The sequence below is a fragment of the Pseudomonas sp. HS6 genome (genome assembly GCF_023375815.1).
In the GTDB taxonomy this organism is placed as follows: Bacteria; Pseudomonadota; Gammaproteobacteria; order Pseudomonadales; family Pseudomonadaceae; genus Aquipseudomonas.
The window spans coordinates 472757-496514 of sequence record NZ_CP067412.1 but is presented as its reverse complement, the minus strand read 5'-3'; the positions used below and the strand labels follow the sequence as shown (position 1 = coordinate 496514).

Sequence of the window (23758 nt, the reverse complement as noted above, 5' to 3'; positions counted from 1 at the left end):
TGGCGGCTGCCTGCGATCAAGCGCCGCCGCAGTGGAAGCGTATTATTTGCGCACCCAGCGCTCACGGCGCCAGATCTGCTGCTCGGACTTGGTCTGGAAGGTCCAGGCGACAAAGCGGCTTTGCTTCTGGCCTTGGGACATTTCCACCACCTGGCTTTCCAGCACGCCGGCCTTTTTCAGCGCCGTTTCGATGGCGGGCAGGTTCGAGGCTTTCGAGACCAGGGTGCTGAACCACAGCACCTTGTGCTGGAAGTTGGCACTTTCGGCGATCAGTTGCGTCACGAAACGCGCTTCGCCACCTTCACACCACAATTCGGCCGACTGACCGCCGAAGTTCAGCACCGGCAGTTTGCGTTTCGGGTCGGCCTTGCCCAGGGCTCGCCATTTGCGCTCGCTTCCTTTGGTCGCTTCGTCCATCGAGGCGTGGAACGGCGGGTTGCACATGGTCAGGTCAAAGCGCTCGCCGGGCTCCAGCAGGCCGATCAGGATGTGCTTGCGGTTCTCCTGCTGGCGCAGCTTGATGACTTTGTTCAGATCGTTGGACTGGACGATGGCTGTAGCGGCAGCCACGGCCGTCGGGTCGATTTCCGAGCCCAGGAAGTGCCAGCGGTATTCGCTGTTACCGATCAGCGGATACACGCAGTTGGCGCCCATGCCGATATCCAGCACGTTGACGATGGCGCCGCGCGGAACCACGCCGTCGTTGTTGCTGGCCAGCAGGTCAGCCAGGAAGTGGATGTAGTCGGCACGGCCCGGCACCGGCGGGCACAGATAATCGGCCGGAATGTCCCAATGCTGGATGCCGTAGAACGACTTGAGCAACGCCCGGTTGAACACACGCACCGCATCGGGGCTGGCGAAGTCGATGCTTTCCTTGCCGTACGGGTTGGTGATCACGAACTTCGCCAGCTCCGGCGTAGTCTTGATCAGCGCCGGGAAGTCGTAACGACCCTGATGGCGATTGCGCGGGTGCAGGCTGGCCTCTTTGCGCGGCTCCACGGGCTTGGCCGGGGTGGCGGAGTCAGGCTTCTTGCGCGCGGGGCGAGGTGTTCGGGGGGCGTTCATGGGCGTGGTCGATTCGGGTATGGCTGAAAGTGGCGGCTATTGTCCCACAGGGGACGGTGTTGTAGGCCGGAAAAGTACCGGGCACAAAAAAGGGAGGCCGCATGGCCTCCCTTTTTCAGTGCGATTTGCCGTTACAGGCTGGCAATCCGCGCGTGCTGCTCGGCCAGCTTGCCCAGAGCCTGTTCGGCTTCGGCCAGTTTGGCGCGCTCCTTCTCGATGACTTCGGCCGGGGCCTTGTCAACGAAACCAGCGTTGGACAGCTTGCCGCCAACTCGCTGGACTTCGCCCTGCAGACGCAGGATTTCCTTGTCCAGACGCGCCAGTTCAGCGTTTTTGTCGATCAGACCGGCCATCGGAACCAGCACTTCCATCTCGCCAACCAGAGCAGTGGCGGACAGCGGCGCTTCTTCGCCGGCTGCCAGCACGGTGATCGATTCCAGACGCGCAAGCTTCTTCAGCAGCGCTTCGTTCTCGGTCAAGCGGCGCTGGTCTTCAGCGGTGACGTTTTTCAGGTAGATCGGCAGCGGCTTACCCGGGCCGATGTTCATTTCGCCACGGATGTTACGCGTACCGAGCATCAGGCCCTTGAGCCATTCGATGTCGTCTTCGGCCGCCGGATCGATGCGCTCTTCGTTGGCCACCGGCCAGGCTTGCAGCATGATCGTCTTGCCCTGAATGCCGGCCAGCGGCGCGATGCGCTGCCAGATTTCTTCAGTGATGAACGGCATGAACGGATGCGCCAGGCGCAGTGCCACTTCCAGTACGCGCACCAGCGTGCGACGGGTGCCGCGCTGACGCTCGACCGGAGCGTTTTCGTCCCACAGCACAGGCTTGGACAATTCCAGGTACCAGTCGCAGTACTGGTTCCAGATGAACTCGTACAGCGCTTGTGCCGCCAGGTCGAAACGGAACTGATCCAGTTGACGGGTCACTTCGGCTTCGGTGCGTTGCAGCTGCGAGATGATCCAGCGATCCGCCAGCGACAGCTCGTAGGCTTCGCCGTTCTGGCCGCAGTCTTCGCCCTTGTCCAGAACATAACGCGCGGCGTTCCAGATCTTGTTGCAGAAGTTGCGATAGCCTTCGACGCGGCCCATGTCGAACTTGATGTCGCGACCGGTGGACGCCAGCGAGCAGAAGGTGAAGCGCAGGGCGTCGGTGCCGTAGCTGGCGATGCCGTCGGCGAACTCGTCGCGGGTCTGCTTCTCGATCTTCTTCGCCAGTTTCGGCTGCATCAGACCGGAAGTGCGTTTCTGCACCAGGGTTTCGAGCTCAATGCCGTCGATGATGTCCAGCGGGTCCAGGACGTTGCCTTTGGACTTGGACATCTTCTGGCCCTGGCCATCACGCACCAGACCGTGCACGTAAACGGTCTTGAACGGAACCTGCGGCGTGCCGTCCTCGTTCTTGATCAGGTGCATCGTCAGCATGATCATCCGGGCAACCCAGAAGAAAATGATGTCGAAACCCGTCACCAGTACATCGGTGGAGTGGAATTTCTTCAGGAACTCGGTCTTTTCCGGCCAGCCCAGGGTGGAGAAGGTCCACAGGCCCGAACTGAACCAGGTGTCGAGAACGTCGTTGTCCTGTTGCAGCGCAACGTCCGGGCCAAGGTTGTGCTTGGCGCGCACTTCGGCTTCGTCGCGACCGACGTAGACTTTGCCCGACTCGTCATACCAGGCCGGAATCCGGTGGCCCCACCACAGCTGACGGCTGATGCACCAGTCCTGGATGTCGCGCATCCACGAGAAGTACATGTTTTCGTACTGCTTCGGCACGAACTGGATACGGCCGTCTTCAACGGCAGCAATCGCAGGCTCGGCCAGAGGCTTGGTGGACACGTACCACTGGTCGGTCAGCCACGGCTCGATGATCGTGCCGGAGCGGTCGCCTTTCGGCACTTTCAGGTTGTGATCGTCGACGCTGACCAGCAGGCCGGCGGCGTCGAACGCAGCCACGATCTGCTTGCGCGCCTCGAAACGCTCGAGACCGGCGTACTCGGCCGGAATCTTGCCGTCGATGCTGTCGTTCAGCGTGCCGTCGAGGTTGAACACCTGAGCCGCAGGCAGCACGTTGGCGTTCTTGTCGAAGATGTTCAGCAGCGGCAGGTTGTGGCGCTTGCCGACTTCATAGTCGTTGAAATCGTGGGCCGGGGTGATTTTCACGCAGCCGGTGCCGAATTCAGGGTCGCAGTAATCGTCGGCGATGATCGGGATGCGGCGGCCGACCAGCGGCAGCTCGACAAATTTGCCGATCAGGGCTTTGTAGCGCTCGTCGTTCGGGTTCACCGCGACGGCGGAATCGCCGAGCATGGTTTCCGGACGGGTGGTCGCGACGATCAGGAAATCGTTGCCTTCAGCGGTTTTCGCGCCGTCGGCCAGCGGGTATTTCAGGTTCCACAGGAAACCTTTCTCGTCGTGATTTTCCACTTCGAGGTCGGAAATCGCCGTGTGCAGCTTGGTGTCCCAGTTGACCAGACGCTTGCCGCGATAGATCAGACCGTCTTCGTGCAGGCGCACGAACGCTTCTTTAACGGCTTCCGAGAGGCCGTCGTCCATGGTGAAGCGCTCGCGGCTCCAGTCCACGGACGAGCCGAGGCGGCGGATCTGACGGCTGATGTTGCCGCCGGACTGATCCTTCCATTCCCAGACTTTCTCGAGGAATTTTTCGCGGCCCAGATCGTGGCGATTCTGGCCCTGTGCTTCGAGTTGACGCTCCACCAGCATCTGCGTGGCGATACCGGCGTGGTCGGTGCCCGGCTGCCACAGGGTGTTGCGACCCTGCATGCGGCGGAAACGGATCAGGGCGTCCATGATCGCGTTGTTGAAACCGTGACCCATGTGCAGGCTGCCGGTGACGTTCGGCGGCGGGATCATGATGGTGTAGGAGTCGCCCGCGCCTTGCGGGGCGAAGTAGTTCTCGGACTCCCAGGTGTTGTACCAGGAAGTTTCAATGGCGTGCGGCTGGTAGGTCTTATCCATGCGCGGCGGGACCCTATTGGCATTTATTCAGGAAAAGCCGGGAAGTATAGCGGGGCATGGGGCGCAGGGCGAGCGGGGCGGGCTGGGTGGGGATCTAAAAGTGGGAGCAACCGTGCGACGGCTCCCACCGTCGATTATTCGTACTGGCTGAGAAGCCGTTCCATCCGTGCCTCGAGGCGCCGTTTGATTTCGGTTTCGATGTGCGGAGCGAAGTCGTCGATCACGTCTTGCATGATCAGTTGCGCAGCGGCGCGCAGTTCGCTGTCCAGGTGCAACAGCGCGTCGGGGCCTTTATCCACAGGCGCAACGGGCGCGGTGGTGGGCTTCGCGACGGGGGCGGGTGGCGGTTCGACGGCGGGTGGCTCAGTGGCGACCGAGTCGAACAACATCGGAATCTGTTCCTGTTCGCCATCATCGACTGTGTCGGTCAGCAGCGGCGGTTGCAGGTTGTCATCGCCCAGCAACTGGCGGATCGACTCGAGGTCATCCAGCAGGTGCGCGGGTTTTTGCAGCGGTTTTGGAGTGTCCATCGGCGTACTCAGAGTCGCTGTAAACGGTGGTCTTGCAGAGGATAGCCCTGTTCCCGGTAGAAACGGAAACTCTCCCGCGCAGCCGCACGGATCGCCGGATCTTCCACCACCACTTCCGCCACTCGGGCGAATTGATTGGCGAAGGCCGGGACCTTCAGGTCGAGATTGACGAGCAAGTCTTGATGCTGGCCGCAGTCATCGCCCCATCCAAGCACAATCAAACCTTCCGGTTCACTCTCGGCCGGGCCATGAGGCACGAAGGTTTCGCCCTTGAACGCCCACAGTCGCGCATCGAGATCATCACGCTGGGCGGCATCGCTGCAATGCAGATAGATGCGGTGGCCCATGCGCCAGGCTTTTTCGGTGAGCTTGCAGGCAAAATCCAGACGCGCCGAGGGATCGGCACTGGGCAGGATATAAAAGTCGACTTTGGTCATTGCGGTTCCTGAGCTGCAAGCAGCGCCCCTCGAAAGAGGCGCCGCTCGCAGTCATCGGTTTCAGGCTTTGGCGCGATCCAGCAGGTACTGGGTCAGCAGTGGAACCGGACGGCCGGTGGCGCCCTTGTCCTTGCCACCGCTGGTCCAGGCGGTGCCCGCGATGTCCAGGTGCGCCCAGTTCAGGTTCTTGGTGAAGCGCGACAGGAAGCACGCAGCCGTGATGGTGCCGGCCTTCGGCCCGCCAATGTTGGCGATGTCGGCGAACGGGCTGTCCAGTTGCTCCTGGTACTCGTCGAACAGCGGCAGTTGCCAGGCGCGGTCGTCGGCAGCCTTGCCGGCGCTCAGCAGTTGGCCGATCAGTTCGTCGTTATTGCCCAGCAGGCCGGAGGTGTGCGCACCCAAGGCGACCACGCAGGCGCCGGTCAGGGTGGCGATGTCGATCACTGCCTGCGGCTTGAAGCGCTCGGAGTAGGTCAGGGCGTCGCACAGCACCAGACGGCCTTCGGCGTCGGTGTTGAGGATTTCCACAGTCTGGCCGCTCATGGTGGTGACGATGTCGCCCGGACGCGAAGCGTTGCCGCTCGGCATGTTCTCGGCGCAGGCCAGGATGCACACCAGGTTGATCGGCAGCTTCAGTTCCAGCACGGCACGCAGGGTGCCGAACACGCTGGCGGCGCCGCCCATGTCGTACTTCATCTCGTCCATGCCGGCGCCCGGTTTCAGGCTGATGCCGCCGGTGTCGAAAGTGATGCCTTTACCGACCAGCGCGTACGGCTTCTCGGATTTCTTGCCACCGTTGTATTGCATGACGATCAGGCGCGGTGGCTGGGCGCTGCCCTGGCCGACGGCGTAGAAAGAACCCATGCCCAGGGATTTGATCTTCTTCTCGTCGAGGACTTCGACTTTCAGATCCTTGAACTCTTTGCCCAGGTCTTTGGCCTGCTCACCCAGGAAAGTAGGGTGGCAGATATTCGGCGGCAAGTTGCCCAGGTTGCGGGTGAACGCCATGCCGTTGGCGATCGCGGTGGCGTGGTTCACGGCGCGTTGCACTTCAGCCTGAGCGGCCTTGATGGTCAGCAGGGTGATTTTCTTCAGCGCGCGCGGTTCGGCTTTCTGGCTCTTGAACTGATCGAAGGTGTATTCACCGTCGACCAGGGTCTCGGCCAGCAGGCGGGTCTTGCCGTAGCTGTCACGGCCCTTGACGATGATTTCATCCAGCGCCAGCACGGCATCGCTGCCGCCCAGGCCCTTGAGGGTGTTGAGGATGCCGGCAACGATCTTGCGGAACGGGCGGTCGCCCAGTTCTTCATCCTTGCCCACGCCGACCAGCAGCACGCGCTCGGCTTTCAGGTTCGGCAGGCTATGCAGCAACAGGCTCTGACCGACCTTGCCGGCCAGATCGCCACGCTTGAGGACAGCGCTGATGGCGCCGCCGCTCAGTTCGTCGACCAGCTTGGCGGCAACGCCGAGTTTGCGGCCTTCGCCGACGGCAACCACCAGGGTGGCGGTTTTCAACGTTTCTGGGCTAACGCTTTTTACAACCAGTTCCATGTCCGGATCCCTGAATGAATGGTCAACACGCAGGCGTTCGACGGTGTCCGCAGTCGCCTGCTTATAGATAGAAAAGGCGCAGGCCAGCGCCTGCGACAAGGGCCGCAGTTTGAACCTCGCTCCCTGCGCCTGACAACCCTCGTCGGAACGATCTTCAACCGATTGCACGCTTGCGTGAGTGTGCGCAGTGACAGGCGCCCTCAATCACAGGATAATGCCGCATCTTTTTTCGACGGCTCTGCCTTGCGGGCCTGTCGATACGTTTGCTTGTTTGGCCGCCTTAGCCTGACAACCCTGGAGTGTCTGGTTTGATCGTCTTCCGTTATCTGTCCCGCGAAGTCCTGTTGACCCTGAGTGCGGTGAGTGCCGTGCTGCTGGTCATCATCATGAGCGGTCGCTTCATCAAATACCTTGCCCAGGCCGCTGCGGGCCAGCTCGATCCGGGATCGCTGTTCCTGATCATGGGCTACCGTCTGCCGGGTTTCATGCAATTGATCCTGCCGCTGGGCCTGTTCCTCGGGATCCTTCTGGCGTATGGCCGGTTGTATCTCGAAAGCGAAATGACCGTGCTGTCGGCCACTGGCATGAGCCAGCAGCGCCTGTTCCGCATGACCCTGTTCCCGGCCACGCTGGTGGCACTGGTGGTGGCATGGCTCAGCCTGAGCCTGGCTCCGCAAGGCGCCAATCAGTTCCAGCTGCTGCTGAACAAGCAGGACGCCCTGACCGAATTCGACACCCTTGAGCCCGGCCGCTTCCAGGCGTTGCGCGACGGCACCCGGGTGACTTACACCGAAAACCTGAGTGATGACCGGGTCAACCTGGGCAGCGTGTTCATCTCGCAGAAAAACCTCGGTGCCAATCAGGCAGACCGCGGGATTTCCGTGCTGGTGGCCGAGAAGGGGCGTCAGGAAGTCCGTCCTGACGGCAACCGTTACCTGATCCTGCACAACGGCTACCGCTACGACGGCAGCCCGGGACTGGCCAATTACCGCGCCATCCACTACGAAACCTACGGTGTTCTGCTGCCCAAGCCCGATGTCAGCGAGGAAGTCACCGACCGTGACGCCATGCCGACGTCGACCCTGATGGCCAGTGATGACATCCGCGCCAAGACCGAACTGCAATGGCGCCTGTCGCTGCCGCTGCTGGTATTTATCGTGACCCTGATGGCGGTGCCGCTGTCGCGGGTCAATCCGCGCCAGGGGCGCTTCCTCAAGTTGTTGCCGGCGATTCTTCTTTATATGGCTTACCTGACCATCCTGATTGCCGCTCGCGGCGCCCTCGAAAAAGGCAAGATCCCGGCGAGCCTGGGTCTGTGGTGGGTACACGGGATCTTCCTGGTCATCGGTATCGGCCTGCTTTACTGGGAACCGCTGCGCCTGAAAATGGCCAGCCGTCGCAGCGCTGCGCTGGAGGTGGCTCGTGGTTAAACTCGACCGCTACATCGGCAGCAGCGTGTTCATGGCGATCATCGCGGTGCTGGCGATCATCCTTGGTCTGGCTACGCTGTTCGCCTTCATCGACGAAATGGGCGATGTCAGCGATACCTACACGCTGGTCGACGTACTGAGCTTTGTCGTGCTGACCGCACCGCGCCGGCTCTACGACATGTTGCCGATGGCGGCGCTGATCGGTTGCCTGATCGGCCTGGGCAGTCTGGCGAGCAGCAGCGAACTGACTGTCATGCGTGCGGCGGGTGTGTCCATCGGGCGCATCGTCTGGGCGGTCATGAAGCCGATGCTGGTGCTGATGCTGGCCGGCGTGCTGATCGGCGAGTACGTCGCCCCGGCCACCGAGAGCATGGCTCAGGCCAATCGCTCGCTGGCTCAAGGCAGCGGCGACGCGCAAAGCGCCAAGCACGGTATGTGGCACCGTCAGGGCGAGGAGTTCATCCATATCAACGCCGTACAACCCGACGGTCTGTTGTATGGCGTGACCCGCTATCACTTCGACAAGGAGCGCCACCTGCTGAGCTCGAGCTTCGCCAAGCGCGCCGAGTTCGATGGTACTGGCTGGAAGCTCACCGATGTCACCACCACGCTGTTCCACGAGCGCAGTACCGAAGTCGTCAACACGCCGACCGAGGACTGGGATGTGTCCATCAGCCCGCAACTGCTGAACACCGTGGTCATGGCACCGGAAGCACTGTCGATTACCGGCCTGTGGGGTTACATCCACTATCTGGCTGATCAAGGGCTGAGCAACGGGCGTTACTGGCTGGCCTTTTGGGTCAAGGTGTTGCAGCCGCTGGTGACCGCCGCGCTGGTGCTGATGGCGATCTCCTTCATTTTCGGCCCGCTGCGTTCGGTGACCCTCGGTCAGCGCGTGTTCACCGGTGTGCTGGTGGGGTTCACCTTCCGCATCGTCCAGGATCTGCTGGGCCCATCCAGTCTGGTGTTCGGTTTTTCGCCGCTGTTCGCGGTGCTGGTGCCGGCCGCTGTCTGCGCGCTGGCAGGTGTCTGGCTGCTGCGTCGAGCCGGTTGATGAACAAGGTTTCACCCTTGGTTAAACCTTGAAAACGCCCCGGTCGCAAGATCGGGGCGTTTTTGCATGCAATCCGGGTGACAGGCGAACGTGACGCTTGCGCCGTGTATCAGGTACAATTCCCGGCTATTTTTCGGCGGGCCAAGCCTGCAGCCTTTTTGAGTGTTGATCCGTGAGTGATTTGAGTCATATCCGCAATTTCTCCATCATCGCCCACATTGACCATGGCAAGTCGACGCTGGCTGACCGTTTCATCCAGATGTGCGGTGGCCTGGCCGAGCGTGAAATGGAAGCCCAGGTACTGGACTCCATGGATCTTGAGCGTGAACGCGGGATCACCATCAAGGCCCACAGCGTTACCCTCTATTACAAAGCCAAAGATGGCATCAACTACCAGTTGAACTTCATTGACACCCCGGGTCACGTCGACTTCACCTATGAAGTCAGCCGTTCCCTGGCCGCGTGTGAAGGTGCCTTGCTGGTTGTCGACGCGGGTCAGGGTGTTGAAGCCCAGTCCGTGGCCAACTGCTACACCGCCATCGAGCAAGGCCTTGAGGTCATGCCGGTCCTGAACAAGATCGACTTGCCGCAGGCTGATCCTGATCGCGTCAAGGACGAGATCGAGAAGATCATCGGCATCGACGCTACCGACGCCGTCACCTGCAGCGCCAAGACCGGCCTGGGTGTCGACGAAGTGCTCGAGCGTCTGGTTACGACCATTCCTGCGCCGACCGGCAACATCGAAGATCCGTTGCAAGCGTTGATCATCGACTCCTGGTTCGACAACTACCTGGGCGTTGTCTCCCTGGTGCGCGTGCGTCACGGCCGCGTGAAGAAGGGCGACAAGATCCTGGTGAAATCCACCGGCAAGGTCCACCTGGTCGACAGCGTCGGTGTTTTCAACCCGAAACACACCGCTACCGCAGACCTGAAGGCCGGCGAAGTGGGCTTCATCATCGCCAGCATCAAGGACATTCATGGTGCGCCGGTCGGTGATACCCTGACCCTCAGCTCCACCCCGGACGTTGAAGTGCTGCCAGGCTTCAAACGCATCCAGCCACAGGTTTACGCCGGTCTGTTCCCGGTCAGCTCCGACGACTTCGAGGATTTCCGCGAAGCGCTGCAGAAACTGACCCTGAACGACTCGTCGTTGCAATACACCCCGGAAAGCTCCGATGCACTGGGCTTCGGCTTCCGTTGCGGCTTCCTCGGCATGCTGCACATGGAAATCATCCAGGAGCGCCTGGAGCGCGAATACGACCTGGACCTGATCACCACGGCACCGACCGTAATCTTCGAACTGGTGCTGAAAACCGGTGAAACGATTTACGTCGATAACCCGTCGAAGCTGCCGGACATTTCCTCTGTCGAGGATATGCGCGAGCCGATCGTGCGTGCCAACATCCTGGTACCGCAAGAGCACCTGGGCAACGTCATCACCCTGTGTATCGAGAAACGCGGTGTTCAGGTTGACATGCTGTTCCTCGGCAACCAGGTGCAGGTGACCTACGACCTGCCGATGAACGAAGTGGTCCTGGACTTCTTCGATCGTCTGAAATCCACCAGCCGCGGCTATGCTTCGCTGGACTACCATTTCGATCGTTACCAATCGGCTAATCTGGTGAAACTGGACGTGCTGATCAACGGCGACAAGGTCGACGCTCTGGCGTTGATCGTGCACCGTGACAATTCGCACTTCAAAGGTCGCCAGTTGACCGAGAAGATGAAAGAACTGATTCCTCGTCAGATGTTCGACGTGGCTATCCAGGCTGCCATTGGCGGTCAGATCGTCGCCCGGACAACCGTCAAGGCGCTCAGAAAGAACGTATTGGCCAAATGCTACGGCGGTGACGTCAGCCGTAAGAAGAAACTGCTCGAGAAGCAAAAGGCCGGTAAGAAACGCATGAAACAGGTCGGCAACGTGGAAATTCCACAAGAAGCCTTCCTTGCCGTGCTCAGGTTGGATAGTTAGGTCCTATGTCACTAAATTTCCCGCTGTTGCTGGTTATCGCCGTGTTCGTCTGCGGCCTGTTGGCGTTGCTCGATCTGTTGATCCTGGCACCGCGTCGGCGCTCTGCCATCGCCTCCTATCAGGGCAGCGTCAGCCAGCCTGACGTGGTGGTGGTCGAGAAGCTGAACAAGGAACCGCTGCTGGTCGAATACGGCAAGTCGTTCTTCCCGGTGCTGTTCATCGTGCTGGTACTGCGTTCGTTCCTGGTGGAACCGTTCCAGATTCCGTCCGGTTCGATGAAACCGACCCTGGACGTCGGCGACTTCATTCTGGTGAACAAGTTTTCTTACGGGATCCGCCTGCCGGTGATCGACAAGAAAGTCATCGAAGTCGGTGACCCGCAGCGCGGCGATGTGATGGTGTTCCGCTACCCGAGCGACCCGAACGTCAACTACATCAAGCGTGTGGTTGGCCTGCCGGGCGATACGGTGCGTTACACTGCAGACAAACGTCTGTTCGTCAATGGCGAGTCGATTGCCGAACAACTGGTCGGTTCCGAGCCGGGCACCCTCGGCAGCGCGGAGCTCTACAAGGAAAAACTCGGCGCCGCCGAGCACCTGATCCGCAAGGAAATGAGCCGCTACCGCGCCACGCCGGACCATACCTGGACCGTGCCGGCCGGGCACTATTTCATGATGGGCGACAACCGCGACAATTCGAACGACAGTCGCTACTGGGATGATCCGAACATTCCCAAGGATCTGCTGGGCATGGTTCCCGACCAGAACATCGTCGGCAAGGCCTTCGCGGTCTGGATGAGCTGGCCCGAACCCAAACTTAGCCACCTGCCGAATTTCTCGCGGGTCGGCCTGATCAAGTAATCACACACGGCGCTGTTGACCACAGCGCCGAATGCATTTCTGGCGTCGGCACAACCGGCTCCGGGGCATGAAGCCACGATATTCAGGACGTCATTTTTGAACACAGCGTTAATTGTCCCAGGCCTGCGCCGTATCCCGGCGATGGCGGTGGAATCCAGCCACGAACTCAGCGTGGGTAAACCGTGAGCGTTTCTCTAAGCCGTCTCGAGCGTCAGCTCGGTTACACCTTCAAGGACCAGGAACTGATGGTCCTGGCCCTTACGCACCGCAGCTTTGCCGGACGCAACAACGAGCGTCTGGAGTTCCTCGGCGATGCGATCCTCAACTTCGTCGCTGGCGAGGCACTGTTCGACCGCTTCCCGCTGGCCCGCGAAGGCCAGTTGTCGCGTTTGCGTGCACGTCTGGTGAAAGGTGAGACCCTGGCCGTGCTGGCCCGTGGTTTTGACTTGGGCGAGTACCTGCGCCTGGGCTCCGGTGAGCTGAAAAGCGGCGGTTTCCGTCGCGAATCGATTCTGGCCGATGCCCTGGAAGCGCTGATTGGCGCAATCTACCTCGACGCCGGTATGGAAGTCGCCCGCGAGCGTGTTCTGGCCTGGCTGGCCGGCGAGTTCGAAGGTCTGACGCTGGTCGACACCAACAAGGATCCGAAGACCCGCCTGCAGGAATTCCTGCAATCGCGCGGTTGCGACCTGCCACGCTATGAAGTGGTGGATATCCAGGGTGAACCGCACTGTCGTACGTTCTTCGTCGAGTGCGAAGTTGTCCTATTGAATGAAAAAAGCCGGGGTCAGGGTGTGAGCCGTCGCATTGCCGAACAGGTAGCGGCCGCCGCAGCACTGATTGCCCTGGGTGTGGAGAATGGCAATGACTGATACAAACGCAACTCGCTGTGGCTATGTTGCCATCGTCGGCCGTCCCAACGTGGGCAAGTCCACGCTGCTGAACCACATCCTCGGCCAGAAGCTCGCGATCACTTCGCGCAAGCCGCAGACCACTCGCCACAACATGCTCGGGATCAAGACCGAGGGCGACGTGCAGGCGATCTACGTCGACACCCCGGGCATGCACAAGGGTGGCGAAAAGGCCCTGAACCGCTACATGAACAAGACCGCTTCGGCGGCGTTGAAAGACGTCGACGTGGTGATCTTCGTGGTCGACCGCACCAAGTGGACCGAAGAAGACCAGATGGTGCTGGAGCGTGTGCAGTACGTGACCGGCCCGCTCATCGTCGCGCTGAACAAGACCGACCGCATCGAGGACAAGGCCGAGCTGATGCCGCACCTGTCCTGGTTGCAGGAACAGCTGCCGAACGCGCAGATCATTCCGATCTCGGCGCAACACGGGCACAACCTGGAGGCACTGGAAAAGGTCATCGCCGACCATCTGCCGGAGAACGATCATTTCTTCCCGGAAGACCAGATCACCGACCGCAGCAGCCGTTTCCTCGCCGCGGAACTGGTACGCGAGAAAATCATGCGCCAGATGGGTGCCGAGCTGCCGTACCAGATCACCGTGGAAATCGAAGAGTTCAAGCAACAGGGCAAGACTCTGCACATCCACGCGCTGATCCTCGTCGAGCGTGACGGCCAGAAAAAAATCATCATTGGCGACAAGGGCGAGCGCATCAAGCGTATCGGCACCGAGGCGCGCAAGGACATGGAGTTGCTGTTCGACTCCAAGATCATGCTCAACCTGTGGGTGAAGGTGAAGGGCGGCTGGTCCGACGACGAACGTGCGCTGCGTTCGCTGGGTTACGGCGACCTGTAAGAAATCCGGTTCCTGCCAAAAACAGAGAACCCTGTGGGAGCGGCGGTGCGACGATTCGACTTGCCCGCGATGAGGATGTCATGTTCGGCAGAGATGTTGAATGTGAATCCGCCATCGCGGCAAGTCGAGTCGTCGCACCGCCGCTCCCACATTTGGTTTATGTTGTTCTCAAGCCTGCATTCCTCCAGCGAGACACCATGTCCTCAACCCCGCCTCCCGCCCAACCCGCCTACGTCCTCCACTCCCGCGCCTACCGCGAAACCAGCGCCTTGGTGGACTTCCTCACGCCGCAAGGTCGGCTGCGGGCGGTGTTGCGCAGCGCGAGGGGCAAGGCCGGGACGCTGGCGCGGCCGTTTGTGCCGCTGGAAGTGGAATTTCGCGGCAAGGGTGAGTTGAAGAATGTCGGGCGAATGGAAAGCGCCGGTCATGCGACGTGGATGGTGGGTGAGGCACTGTTCAGTGGTCTCTACCTCAACGAGTTGCTGATCCGCCTGCTGCCAGCCGAAGACCCGCATCCCGCAGTGTTCGATCATTACGCAGCGACCTTGCTGGCTTTGGCTGAAGGCCGACCACTGGAGCCATTGCTGCGTTCCTTCGAATGGCGCCTGCTAGACGACCTCGGTTACGGCTTCTCCCTGAACACCGACATCAATGACGAGCCCATCGCGCCGGACGGCCTCTATCGCTTGCAGGTGGATGCCGGACTTGAGCGGGTGTACCTGCTGCAACCCGGTCTGTTCAATGGCACCGAGCTGCTGGCCATGGCCGAAGCCGACTGGTCGGCCCCTGGCGCCTTGTCCGCCGCCAAACGCTTGATGCGTCAGGCACTTGCAGTTCATCTTGGCGGTCGTCCCTTGGTCAGTCGCGAGCTGTTTCGAAAGCCATAACGGCGTGTATGCTGTGCGCCGAATCTTTCCCCTCAGGAGCGCATCCGTGACCACCAGCAATCGCATTCTTCTTGGCGTGAACATCGACCACGTCGCCACCCTGCGTCAGGCTCGGGGCACGCGTTATCCGGATCCGGTCAAGGCCGCGCTGGACGCGGAAGAGGCGGGCGCCGACGGTATCACCGTGCACCTGCGCGAGGACCGTCGCCACATTCAGGAGCGCGACGTGCTGCTGCTCAAGGATGTGCTGCAAACCCGCATGAACTTCGAAATGGGCGTTACCGAAGAGATGATGGCGTTCGCTGAGCGCATCCGTCCGGCCCACATCTGCCTGGTGCCGGAGACGCGTCAGGAACTGACCACTGAAGGCGGTCTGGACGTGGCGGGACAGGAAGAGCGCATTAGGGCTGCGGTGGAGCGTCTGTCGAAGATCGGCAGCGAAGTGTCGCTGTTCATCGACGCTGACGAGCGGCAGATCGCTGCCTCGAAACGCGTCGGCGCACCGGCCATCGAGCTGCACACCGGGCGTTATGCCGATGCTGAAACGCCGACCGAAGTGGCCGAAGAGTTGAAGCGCGTGGCGGACGGTGTGGCATTCGGTCTGGCCCAGGGCCTGATCGTCAACGCCGGTCACGGTCTGCACTACCACAACGTTGAAGCCGTGGCGGCGATCAAGGGCATCAACGAACTGAACATCGGTCACGCGCTGGTGGCGCATGCCTTGTTCGTCGGCTTCAAGTCGGCAGTGTCGGAGATGAAAGCGCTGATCCTGGCGGCTGCAAAGGCCTGAGCATCAACACAAAATAATGTGGGAGCGAGCAAGCCCGCTCCCACATTTGATTTGGGGTGGCTGGACTACAGCGGCGGGTTTTCCTGCGCCGGCTTGGATTTGTCGATCCCCGGCACATGCAGATTGCCTTCGGCGACCTGATCACCCTCGAGTTGCGGCTGGGTCACCCAGGTCAGGATGTCGTAGTAGCGACGGATGTTCGCCACGAAATGCACCGGTTCGCCGCCACGGGCGTAACCATAGCGGGTCTTGCTGTACCACTGCTTCTGCGACAGGCGTGGCAGCATCTTCTTCACATCCAGCCACTTGTCCGGGTTCAGGCCTTCCCGGGATGCCAGTTTGCGCGCGTCATCCAGGTGGCCGCTGCCAACGTTGTAGGCGGCCAGTGCAAACCACGTACGATCCGGCTCCTGGATCGAGTCATCCAGTTGATCCTTCATGTAGGCCAGGTATTTCGCGCCGCCCATGATGCTCTGCTTCGGATCGAGGCGGTTGGACACGCCCATGGCCTGGGCGGTGTTCTGGGTCAGCATCATCAGGCCGCGCACGCCGGTCTTCGACGTGACGGCCGGCTGCCACAGCGATTCCTGATAACCGATGGCCGCGAGCAGGCGCCAGTCGACTTTCTCTTTCTTGGCGTAAGTCTTGAAGTGCTGTTCGTACTTGGGCAACCGCTGCTGCAAATGCTGGGCAAAGGTCGTCGCGCCCATGTAGCCGAGGACGTCGACGTGGCCGTAGTAGCGGTCTTTCAAGCGTTGCAGGGTGCCGTTCTTCTGCACCTTGTCCAGATAACTGTTGATCTCGTTGAGCAGGCTGTTGTCTTCGCCGGCGGCCACTGCCCAACTCTGGCTGCGCGCATCGCCGAGGTCGAAGGCCACGCGGATGTTGGTGAAGTACACCTGGTTCATCGCCACTTCGTTGGAGTCGACCAGGGTCAGGTCGATCTGGCCCTCATCGACCATGCGCAGCAGGTCAACCACTTCAACGGCGTCGGATTCTTCGTATTCGATCCCGGGATATTTCTGTTTCAGCTCGGCGAGCTGTTCGGCGTGGGTGCTGCCCTTGAGCACCATGATCTTCTTGCCGACCAGTTCACTGGCGTCGGTTGGCCGGGACTGGCCATTGCGATAGATGATCTGCGGGGTGACTTCGAGGTAGGAATGGGAGAACCGCACCTGCTTCTTGCGCTGTTCGCTGCTGACCAGGCCCGCGGCAGCCAGTACCGGGCCGTTGGGCTTGCCGATCTGGTCGAACAGGTCATCGAGGTTGTCGGCGGTCTCGATCTTCAGTTCCACCCCCAAATCGTCGGCGAAGCGCTTCACCAGCTCGTATTCGAAGCCGGTTTCGCCGCTGCGATCCTGAAAGTAGGTGGCGGGGCTGTTACGGGTGATCACCCGCAGCACACCATCCTCCTTTACGCGCTCGAGGGTGTTGGGTTTATCAACACAGCCACTGAGCATCAGGAAGAGTCCGGTTGCGATCAGCCATTTGGCGTACCGCGGACGCAAAGCCGTTGGGGAAAACATGTGCGCAGTATACGCAAAGGACAACGGGCGCCATATCTCGACAGGTGAAGGGTTGTCTGCTAGGGATCACAAAACCGCTCGAAACCCCGCAGGAATGGGCCCGAAAGGCATTTTGTGACAGAAAAAATAACCCGCATTCCAACACCCGATAAATTTGACCCTCAAGGCAGGAACACCACTCGACATCCAGGTGCAACCGTGCGTAGCGTTTCGGGTGATGTTGAGGGCGGTTTAGGCTAGAATGCACGGCCTCAAAGCACACCCCTTCCCGAGGCTGTCCCGAAGATGTTGATCCTGCGCGGCGCTCCTGCCCTTTCTGCCTTTCGCCACAGCAAACTCCTTGAGCAACTGAGCCAGAAGGTTTCGGCTGTCAGTGGCTTGTATGCTGAATTCGCTCACTTCGCCGAAGTCACCGGCGTCCTGACCGGCGACGAACAGCAGGTGCTTGCGCGCCTTCTGAAGTACGGTCCAAGCGTTCCGGTTCAAGAGCCGACCGGTCGTCTGTTCCTGGTGTTGCCGCGTTTCGGCACCATCTCGCCATGGTCGAGCAAGGCCAGCGACATCGCCCGCAACTGCGGTCTGAGCAAGATCCAGCGTCTGGAGCGCGGCATCGCGTTCTACGTGGCCGGTCAGTTCAGCGAAGCCGAAGCACAACAGATTGCCGATGTACTGCATGACCGCATGACGCAGATCGTTCTGGCCAACCTCGAGCAGGCCGCCGGTCTGTTCAGCCACGCCGAACCTAAGCCGCTGACGGCCATCGATATCCTCGGCGGTGGTCGCGCCGCGCTGGAAAAGGCCAACGTCGAGCTGGGCCTGGCCCTGGCCGAAGACGAGATTGATTACCTGGTCAACGCCTTCAACGGTCTCAAGCGCAACCCGCACGACATCGAACTGATGATGTTCGCCCAGGCCAACTCCGAGCACTGCCGCCACAAGATCTTCAACGCCAGTTGGGATATTGACGGCGAGAGCCAGGAAAAAAGCCTGTTCGGCATGATCAAGAACACCTATCAGATGCACAGCGAAGGCGTGCTGTCCGCTTACAAGGACAACGCTTCGGTGATCGTCGGCAACGTCGCCGGCCGCTTCTTCCCGGATCCGGAAACCCGTCAGTACGGCGCGGTGCAGGAGCCGGTGCACATCCTGATGAAGGTCGAAACCCACAACCACCCGACCGCGATCGCTCCGTTCCCGGGCGCGTCCACCGGTTCCGGTGGCGAGATCCGCGACGAAGGTGCAACCGGTCGTGGCGCCAAGCCGAAGGCCGGCCTGACCGGTTTCACCGTGTCGAACCTGCAGATCCCGGGCTTCGAACAGCCGTGGGAAGTGCCGTACGGCAAACCTGAGCGCATCGTCACTGCGCTGGACATCATGATCGAAGGCCCGCTGGGCGGCGCTGCGTTCAACAACGAATTCGGTCGTCCGGCCCTGACCGGTTACTTCCGTACCTTCGAACAGTCGATCACCACCCCGCACGGTGACGAAGTTCGTGGTTACCACAAGCCGATCATGCTGGCTGGCGGCATGGGCAACATCCGTGAAGAACACGTCAAGAAAGGCGAGATTCTGGTCGGCTCGAAGCTGATCGTCCTCGGCGGCCCGGCGATGTTGATCGGTCTGGGCGGCGGTGCTGCTTCCTCGATGGCGACCGGCACCAGCTCGGCGGATCTGGACTTCGCTTCTGTTCAGCGTGAAAACCCTGAAATGGAGCGTCGCTGCCAGGAAGTCATCGACCGTTGCTGGCAGCTGGGCGACAAGAACCCGATCAGCTTCATCCACGACGTGGGTGCGGGCGGTCTGTCCAATGCCTTCCCGGAACTGGTCAACGACGGCGACCGCGGTGGCCGTTTCGAACTGCGCAACATTCCAAACGACGAGCCGGGCATGGCCCCGCACGAAATCTGGTCCAACGAATCCCAGGAACGTTACGTTCTGGCAGTCGGCCCGGCCGACTTCGAGCGCTTCAAGGCGATCTGCGAACGCGAGCGTTGCCCGTTTGCCGTCGTCGGTGAAGCCACCGCCGAACCGCAACTGACCGTGACCGACAGCCACTTCGGCAACAACCCGGTGGACATGCCACTGGAAGTGTTGCTGGGCAAGGCGCCGCGCATGCACCGTTCGGTGGTTCGCGAAGCCGAGCTGGGCGATGACTTCGATCCGTCGAACCTCGACATCAGCGAAAGCATCGAGCGCGTTCTGCACCACCCGGCCGTGGCGAGCAAAAGCTTCCTGATCACCATCGGCGACCGCACCATCACTGGCCTCGTAGCCCGTGACCAAATGGTCGGCCCATGGCAGGTTCCGGTGGCCGACGTGGCCGTCACCGCCACCAGTTTCGACGTCTACACCGGTGAAGCAATGGCAATGGGCGAGCGCACTCCGCTGGCACTGCTGGACGCTCCGGCGTCGGGCCGCATGGCCATCGGCGAAACCCTGACCAACATTGCCGCCTCGCGCATCAACAAGCTCTCCGACATCAAACTGTCGGCGAACTGGATGTCCGCTGCCGGCCACCCGGGCGAAGACGCGCGTCTGTACGACACCGTGAAAGCGGTCGGTATGGAACTGTGCCCTGAGCTGGGTATCACCATCCCGGTGGGCAAGGACTCGATGTCCATGGCCACCCGCTGGAACGACAATGGCGAAGACAAGACCGTCACCTCGCCGATGTCGCTGATCGTGACCGGTTTTGCGCCAGTGGCTGACATCCGTCAGACCCTGACCCCGGAACTGCGCATGGACAAGGGCACCACCGACCTGATCCTGATCGACCTCGGTCGCGGCCAGAACCGCATGGGCGCCTCGATCCTCGCTCAGGTTCACGGCAAGCTCGGCAAGCAGGCTCCGGACGTCGATGACGCCGAAGACCTGAAAGCCTTCTTCGCAGTGATCCAGGGCCTCAACGCCGACGGTCACCTGCTGGCGTACCACGACCGTTCCGACGGTGGTCTGCTGACTTCCGTGGTGGAAATGGCCTTCGCCGGCCACTGCGGTCTGAGCCTGAACCTCGACAGCGTTGCTGAGTCCTCGGCAGAAATCGCCGCCATCCTGTTCAACGAAGAACTGGGTGCCGTGATCCAGGTTCGCCAGGACGCCACGCCGGACATCCTCGCGCAATTCAGCGCTGCCGGTCTGGGCGACTGCGTGTCGGTGATCGGTCAGCCAATGAACAATGGCCAGATCAACATCACCTTCAACGGTGACACCGTGTTCGAAGGCCAGCGTCGTCTGCTGCAGCGTACCTGGGCTGAAACCAGCTACCAGATCCAGCGTCTGCGCGACAACGCCGACTGCGCCGAGCAAGAGTTCGATGTGCTGCTGGAAGAAGACAACCCGGGCCTGAGCGTCAAGCTGAGCTACGACGTCAATCAGAACATCGCCGCGCCTTACATCAAGAAAGGCATCCGCCCACAGGTTGCCGTGCTGCGTGAGCAGGGCGTCAACGGTCAGGTGGAAATGGCCGCAGCATTCGACCGCGCCGGCTTCAACGCGATCGACGTGCACATGAGCGACATTCTGGCCGGCCGTGTCGACCTGAACGAGTTCAAGGGTCTGGTGGCTTGCGGTGGTTTCTCCTACGGCGACGTACTCGGCGCCGGTGAAGGCTGGGCCAAGTCGGCGCTGTTCAACAGCCGTGCCCGCGATGCGTTCCAGGGTTTCTTCGAGCGTAACGACAGCTTCACCCTCGGCGTGTGCAACGGTTGCCAGATGATGTCCAACCTGCACGAGTTGATCCCGGGCAGCGAATTCTGGCCGCACTTCGTGCGCAACCGCTCCGAGCAGTTCGAAGCGCGCGTGGCGATGGTTCAGGTTCAGGAGTCGAACTCGATCTTCCTGCAGGGCATGGCCGGTTCGCGCATGCCGATCGCCATTGCTCACGGTGAAGGCCATGCCGAATTCGAAAGCGAAGAGGCACTGCTCGAAGCCGATCTGTCCGGTTGCGTGGCGATGCGTTTCGTCGACAACCACGGCAAGGTCACCGAAGCCTACCCGGCCAACCCGAACGGTTCGCCGCGCGGGATCACCGGCCTCACCAGCCGCGACGGTCGCGTGACGATCATGATGCCGCACCCGGAGCGTGTGTTCCGCGCCGTGCAGAACTCGTGGCGTTCGGAAGAGTGGAACGAAGACGCTCCTTGGATGCGTATGTTCCGTAACGCTCGTGTGTGGGTGAACTAAGCGCTGTGTACAAGCTCGCGTTTTTTGTTCCCGACAGCCATGTCGAGGTGGTCAAGGACGCTGTGTTCGCTGCCGGTGGTGGGCGGATTGGTGACTATGACCACTGTGCGTGGCAGGTGCTTGGATCTGGTCAGTTTCGGCCTTTGGACGGGAGTCAGCCGTTCATTGGTGAGGCGGGGCGGGTTGAGCGGGTCGAGGAGTGGAAGGTTGAGCTTGTTGTTGGCGATGAGTTGATTCGTGGGGTGGTTGGGGCTTTGAAGGCTAGCCATCCTTACGAGACGCCGGCTTATGAGGTTTGGCGGTTGGAGGATTTTTGATCTTTCTTGCTGTCGAAATGGGAAACCCGCTGAGAGTGATTTCAGCGGGTTTTTTGGTTTTTTGGGTTTGGTGGATATCCGTTTCTTCGGGTGCGGCGGCTTATGGTTCCGCCCTTACGGCGGGTCACTTTGGCAAACGCCCCAAAGTAACCAAAGGTCTGGGCCCCGGCGTTCGGCACCTCGCTGTGGCTCGGTGTTCCTTCGCTCCGGGATTCATCCGGGGGCATCGCCTACGGTTTGCTTCGCTGCACCTCCTCTCGATGCATGCGGCTTCGCCGCACGGTCGCTACGCTCCCACCCCCGGATAAATCCCTCCACTCAGCCTGCCGAAGGGGCCAAAAGATCAAGAGCTTTACTCGAGCTAACGCTCATCGTGTTGAGTGGTGGAGAGCGAAAGCGGAAGCAGAAGCAGAAGCTGAAGCTGGAGCTGGAGCTGGAGCAGGAGCAAGGAGCAGAAGAGGGGGAGGAAGCAAAGGAAGCAAATGAAGCAAAGGAGACACGAGTCGAGTTGTACGTGTTTCAAAACCCGAGTTCACCTTGGTATGTCACGTCGGCGTACCTCTCCCAAACAACTCGGTCAGTCCCCTCTCCCTCCGGGAGAGGGTTAGGGTGAGGGGGGATTCTGAGTTCGCACAAAGATGCTTCAAATCACCCCCAACCCAGCTATTCAGAGTTCGCCCTAAACCTTGGCACTCACCTCACTCCGATTAACCAGCCCCTCCAGCGCCGCACTCAAACTCTGCGCCCGCTCACCCACCAGCAAGTGCCACACGCCATCCTCCAGCGCGCTCACACCCAAGCACCCCAGTTCTTTCAATCGTGTTTCCGACAACACCTTGCCATCAGCCAGTTGCAGGCGAATCCGGCTCATGGCGATGCAGTCCAGTTGCAGCACATTGTCGCTGCCGCCCAGGGCTGCCAGCCATTGCTGTGCCAGCGGTGTGGCGACCGTTACGGGTTCACTGGTTTCGATGATCGCGACAGGTGCAGCCACTACGGCACGTCCCAACGCCGGCATCGCCAGTCGAATCTCATCGGCAATGCTGTCGGCCATCGGCCCGACAACCACCTGCAAACTCCCACCCTTGCCCGGACGCACAACCGCCATTGCACCCAGCGCTTTCAGATCGGCGTCCGAGGCTTTGTTGCGATCGACCATTTCCAGTCGCAGGCGCGTAGTGCATGCGCCGAAAGTGACCAGATTCTCCGCGCCACCCAGTGCCTTGATGTAAGCCCCGGCGCGTTCGTTCTCGGTCAAAACCGCTTTATCGGCGGTGGCAACGTCTTCACGTCCCGGCGTTTTCAGGTTGAAGCGGCGGATGCAGAAATCAAACACCGCGTAATAAATGATCGCATAAGCCAGGCCCACCGGGATCACCAGCCAGCCGTTGGTGGATCGTCCCCAACCCAGCACCATGTCGATGAAGCCGCCGGAGAAGGTGAAGCCCAGATGAATGTTCAGCGCGTTGGTGATTGCCATCGACAATCCGGTCAGCAGCGCATGCACCAGATACAACAGCGGTGCGAGGAACATGAAGGCGAATTCGATCGGTTCGGTGACGCCGGTCAGGAATGAAGTAAGCGCCATCGACAGGAAGATCCCGCCCATCACCTTGCGTCGCTCCGGCAGGGCGTTGCGGTACATCGCCAGGCACGCGGCGGGCAGGCCGAAGATCATCATCGGGAACATGCCGGTCATGAACTGGCCGCCCTTCGGATCGCCGGCGAAGTAGCGCGACAGGTCGCCTGTCACCAGCGCACCCGTGGTCGGGTCGGTGAAGTTGCCGAACACGAACCACGCCATATTGTTGAGGATGTGGTGCAGGCCGGTGACGATCAGCAGGCGGTTGAACACGCCGAAGACGAACGCACCGAAGCTGCCGCTTTCCATCATCAGGCTGCCGAAGCTGTTGATGCCGTGCTGGATCGGCGGCCAGATGTAGCCGAAGACCACGCCCAGACCCACCGCCGCGAAACCGGTGACGATCGGTACGAAACGCCGGCCGCCGAAGAACGCCAGATACTCCGGCAGCTTGATGTCCTTGAAGCGGTTGTACAGCGCACCGGCCATCAGGCCGCTGACGATCCCGGCGAGCATGCCCATGTTGATGCTGGCGTCGAGCACCTTGAGGGTGGAGATCATCACCAGGTAACCGATCACCCCGGCGAGGCCGGCGGTGCCGTTGTTGTCCTTGGCAAATCCGACCGCGATGCCGATGGCGAAGATCATCGCCAGGTTGGCGAAGATCACTTGGCCGGCGTCGTGGATGATCGCGATGTTCAGGAGGTCAGTGTCGCCCAGACGCAGCAGCAGGCCGGCGATCGGCAGGATCGCGATCGGCAGCATCAGCGCTCGTCCGAGGCGTTGCAGGCCTTCGATGAAGAGTTGGTACATGGCGTTTGTCCTTGTTG

General features: G+C 60.9%; 17 protein-coding genes. 10 read left to right on the top strand and 7 right to left on the bottom strand.

Annotated features, from left to right (window positions below; genetic code table 11):
- Positions 1-42: 42 nt before the first annotated feature.
- From rlmF to JJN09_RS02385, 5 genes are all read right to left on the bottom strand, one after another.
- Entirely contained in the window at positions 43-1065 is a 1023-nt protein-coding gene (rlmF, locus tag JJN09_RS02405; protein ID WP_249485356.1) for a 23S rRNA (adenine(1618)-N(6))-methyltransferase RlmF, read from the bottom strand.
- Between the two features lie 131 nt (positions 1066-1196).
- Positions 1197-4043 (bottom strand): valine--tRNA ligase, encoded by a 2847-nt coding sequence (locus JJN09_RS02400; protein WP_249485355.1) that lies wholly within the window; start codon positions 4041-4043, stop codon positions 1197-1199.
- Between the two features lie 134 nt (positions 4044-4177).
- Positions 4178-4573, bottom strand: coding sequence for a DNA polymerase III subunit chi (locus JJN09_RS02395; protein WP_249485352.1), 396 nt, complete (start codon positions 4571-4573; stop codon positions 4178-4180).
- A gap of 8 nt (positions 4574-4581) precedes the next feature.
- On the bottom strand, positions 4582-5010 hold the full coding sequence (locus JJN09_RS02390; protein ID WP_249485350.1) for a DNA polymerase III subunit chi: 429 nt from the start codon (positions 5008-5010) through the stop codon (positions 4582-4584).
- Between the two features lie 60 nt (positions 5011-5070).
- Complete coding sequence (locus JJN09_RS02385) at positions 5071-6561, bottom strand: leucyl aminopeptidase (RefSeq protein WP_249485348.1); 1491 nt, start codon at positions 6559-6561, stop codon at positions 5071-5073.
- Between the two features lie 308 nt (positions 6562-6869).
- Here JJN09_RS02385 and lptF point away from each other — a divergent pair, with 308 nt between their 5' ends.
- The 8 genes from lptF (at position 6870) to pdxJ (ending at position 15321) form a co-directional block, all read left to right on the top strand.
- Positions 6870-7991, top strand: coding sequence for an LPS export ABC transporter permease LptF (gene lptF, locus JJN09_RS02380; RefSeq protein WP_096819209.1), 1122 nt, complete (start codon positions 6870-6872; stop codon positions 7989-7991).
- Complete coding sequence (gene lptG / locus JJN09_RS02375) at positions 7984-9045, top strand: LPS export ABC transporter permease LptG (RefSeq protein WP_249485346.1); 1062 nt, start codon at positions 7984-7986, stop codon at positions 9043-9045. The genes lptF and lptG overlap by 8 nt, the downstream gene beginning before the upstream one ends.
- A 172-nt stretch (positions 9046-9217) precedes the next feature.
- On the top strand, positions 9218-11017 hold the full coding sequence (gene lepA / locus JJN09_RS02370) for a translation elongation factor 4 (protein WP_249485344.1): 1800 nt from the start codon (positions 9218-9220) through the stop codon (positions 11015-11017).
- A 5-nt stretch (positions 11018-11022) separates the two neighbouring features.
- Positions 11023-11877, top strand: a complete 855-nt coding sequence (lepB, locus tag JJN09_RS02365; protein WP_249485340.1) for a signal peptidase I — start codon at positions 11023-11025, stop codon at positions 11875-11877.
- A 182-nt stretch (positions 11878-12059) separates the two neighbouring features.
- A complete protein-coding gene (gene rnc, locus JJN09_RS02360) occupies positions 12060-12749 on the top strand; it encodes a ribonuclease III (protein WP_096819215.1) in 690 nt (229 codons plus the stop codon).
- Positions 12742-13644, top strand: a complete 903-nt coding sequence (gene era / locus JJN09_RS02355) for a GTPase Era (RefSeq protein WP_064586098.1) — start codon at positions 12742-12744, stop codon at positions 13642-13644. Before rnc ends, era begins: the two co-directional genes overlap by 8 nt.
- 197 nt (positions 13645-13841) lie before the next feature.
- Positions 13842-14531 (top strand): DNA repair protein RecO, encoded by a 690-nt coding sequence (gene recO, locus JJN09_RS02350; RefSeq protein ID WP_249485338.1) that lies wholly within the window; start codon positions 13842-13844, stop codon positions 14529-14531.
- A gap of 46 nt (positions 14532-14577) precedes the next feature.
- The gene (pdxJ, locus tag JJN09_RS02345; RefSeq protein WP_007957371.1) at positions 14578-15321 is read left to right on the top strand and encodes a pyridoxine 5'-phosphate synthase; all 744 of its coding nucleotides are present in this window, start codon (positions 14578-14580) and stop codon (positions 15319-15321) included.
- A 65-nt stretch (positions 15322-15386) separates the two neighbouring features.
- On the opposite strand, the gene mltF is transcribed toward pdxJ, so the two are convergent.
- Entirely contained in the window at positions 15387-16847 is a 1461-nt protein-coding gene (gene mltF, locus JJN09_RS02340; protein WP_249485336.1) for a membrane-bound lytic murein transglycosylase MltF, read from the bottom strand.
- A 285-nt stretch (positions 16848-17132) separates the two neighbouring features.
- On the opposite strand from mltF, the gene purL reads away from it, so the two are divergent.
- Together purL and JJN09_RS02330 are read left to right on the top strand one after the other, a co-directional pair.
- Positions 17133-21029 (top strand): phosphoribosylformylglycinamidine synthase, encoded by a 3897-nt coding sequence (gene purL, locus JJN09_RS02335; RefSeq protein ID WP_249485334.1) that lies wholly within the window; start codon positions 17133-17135, stop codon positions 21027-21029.
- A gap of 5 nt (positions 21030-21034) precedes the next feature.
- Positions 21035-21346, top strand: coding sequence for a YqfO family protein (locus JJN09_RS02330; protein WP_192563631.1), 312 nt, complete (start codon positions 21035-21037; stop codon positions 21344-21346).
- Between the two features lie 679 nt (positions 21347-22025).
- On the opposite strand, the gene nagE is transcribed toward JJN09_RS02330, so the two are convergent.
- A complete protein-coding gene (nagE, locus tag JJN09_RS02325) occupies positions 22026-23741 on the bottom strand; it encodes an N-acetylglucosamine-specific PTS transporter subunit IIBC (protein ID WP_249485332.1) in 1716 nt (571 codons plus the stop codon).
- Between the last annotated feature and the right edge of the window lie 17 nt (positions 23742-23758).

What these genes read in the sequence shown, in the direction of transcription:
- era (WP_064586098.1), top strand. Translation starts at nt 12,742, where the DNA reads ATGACTGATACAAACGCAACTCGCTGTGGCTATGTTGCCATCGTCGGC.
- mltF (WP_249485336.1), bottom strand. Translation starts at nt 16,847, where the DNA reads ATGTTTTCCCCAACGGCTTTGCGTCCGCGGTACGCCAAATGGCTGATC.
- rlmF (WP_249485356.1), bottom strand. Translation starts at nt 1,065, where the DNA reads ATGAACGCCCCCCGAACACCTCGCCCCGCGCGCAAGAAGCCTGACTCC.
- purL (WP_249485334.1), top strand. Translation starts at nt 17,133, where the DNA reads ATGTTGATCCTGCGCGGCGCTCCTGCCCTTTCTGCCTTTCGCCACAGC.
- JJN09_RS02385 (WP_249485348.1), bottom strand. Translation starts at nt 6,561, where the DNA reads ATGGAACTGGTTGTAAAAAGCGTTAGCCCAGAAACGTTGAAAACCGCC.
- nagE (WP_249485332.1), bottom strand. Translation starts at nt 23,741, where the DNA reads ATGTACCAACTCTTCATCGAAGGCCTGCAACGCCTCGGACGAGCGCTG.
- recO (WP_249485338.1), top strand. Translation starts at nt 13,842, where the DNA reads ATGTCCTCAACCCCGCCTCCCGCCCAACCCGCCTACGTCCTCCACTCC.
- lepB (WP_249485340.1), top strand. Translation starts at nt 11,023, where the DNA reads ATGTCACTAAATTTCCCGCTGTTGCTGGTTATCGCCGTGTTCGTCTGC.
- JJN09_RS02395 (WP_249485352.1), bottom strand. Translation starts at nt 4,573, where the DNA reads ATGGACACTCCAAAACCGCTGCAAAAACCCGCGCACCTGCTGGATGAC.
- JJN09_RS02390 (WP_249485350.1), bottom strand. Translation starts at nt 5,010, where the DNA reads ATGACCAAAGTCGACTTTTATATCCTGCCCAGTGCCGATCCCTCGGCG.
- JJN09_RS02400 (WP_249485355.1), bottom strand. Translation starts at nt 4,043, where the DNA reads ATGGATAAGACCTACCAGCCGCACGCCATTGAAACTTCCTGGTACAAC.